The following is a 1,086-nucleotide window of genomic DNA, read 5'->3' on the forward strand; positions in this document are numbered from 1 at the left end:
GGGGCCGCGTGTTGCTCGGCCCGGCGCACCACCAAATTCACCATTCGATGAATCCAGAGCATTTCAACTGCAATCTCGGATCAACCGTCGCGCTGTTCGACCGGATGTTCGGGACATTTCACTTGCCCGAAGCGAAGCGCGAAAAGCTTCGCTTCGGGGTCGATGACCGCGAAGCCAATCCGCACGGCTTACGCGCGGCACTTTTCGCGCCTTTTCTTCCGGCCCCGCGGCCAAGCGGGATTCAACAGCCTGCAGCTTGATGCTAGGGGGCGGTATGCGGGTGAGGCGTGTTGCGGTTATGGTTTTGCCGGTGGTCCTCTCGGGCTGCCTGTTCGGTGGGGGCGATGACCGTCCGTCGACGCGTGCGCCTGTGCGCCCCGATTCGCGCGGCCCGGTGACGCTCAACCTGCCCACCAGCCGTGAGACGAAGCAGTGTTACGCCGACCTGTCGCGAGAACAGGTTCGTTTCAGCCCGCTCCCCGATCGCGATTACGGCGGCGGGTGTCAGGTCATTGGTGGCGTGCAGCTGATCGATATCGGCCTGCCGGTCACCGGGCTGAAAGGCATGCGCTGTCCGCTCGCCCGCGCCTTCATCGCGTGGGCGCGCAACGCCGCCGCACCTGCCGTGCGCGAAGTGCTGGGCGGCGAGCTGGTGCGGATCGAAACCATGGGTAGCTATGCTTGTCGCGGCATCGTCGGCGGCAGTGCCGCGGCGGCGGGGCGGGTATCGCAACACGGCCTTGGCAACGCGGTGGACGTCTCCGCCTTCATTCTGCGCGACGGGCGGCGTGTGAGCGTCAAGAACGGCTGGCATTCGGATCGGGATGACGAGCGCGAATTCCTGCGCGTCCTTCATCGCTCGGCCTGTCGCCGTTTCACGACCGTGCTCAGCCCGGACTATAATGCCGCGCATCACGATCACCTGCATTTCGACATGGGGGGCAGGCCTTTCTGCCGTTAGCAATTTCGCCTAAGCGGCGTTGATGACAGAAACGAACGTACCATCGCGCGTGTTTGCGCGCGCCAGCCAGGACGCTGAAAACGCCCGCACCGCCGTCAGCACCCCCCAGACCGAAGACCCCGCCT

2 protein-coding genes are annotated in these 1,086 nt (G+C 64.9%); both read left to right on the forward strand.

From position 1 onward, the window contains the following. On the forward strand, positions 1-260 hold a 260-nt coding region (locus U1769_RS25350; RefSeq protein WP_443030460.1), incomplete at its 5' end, for a sterol desaturase family protein. Positions 261-298: 38 nt separating this feature from the next. Beyond that, complete coding sequence (locus tag U1769_RS25355; RefSeq protein ID WP_332720922.1) at positions 299-961, forward strand: extensin family protein; 663 nt, start codon at positions 299-301, stop codon at positions 959-961. Positions 962-1,086 lie beyond the last annotated feature (125 nt).

The organism is Parasphingomonas zepuensis (assembly GCF_036663735.1).
GTDB lineage: Bacteria > Pseudomonadota > Alphaproteobacteria > Sphingomonadales > Sphingomonadaceae > Sphingomonas.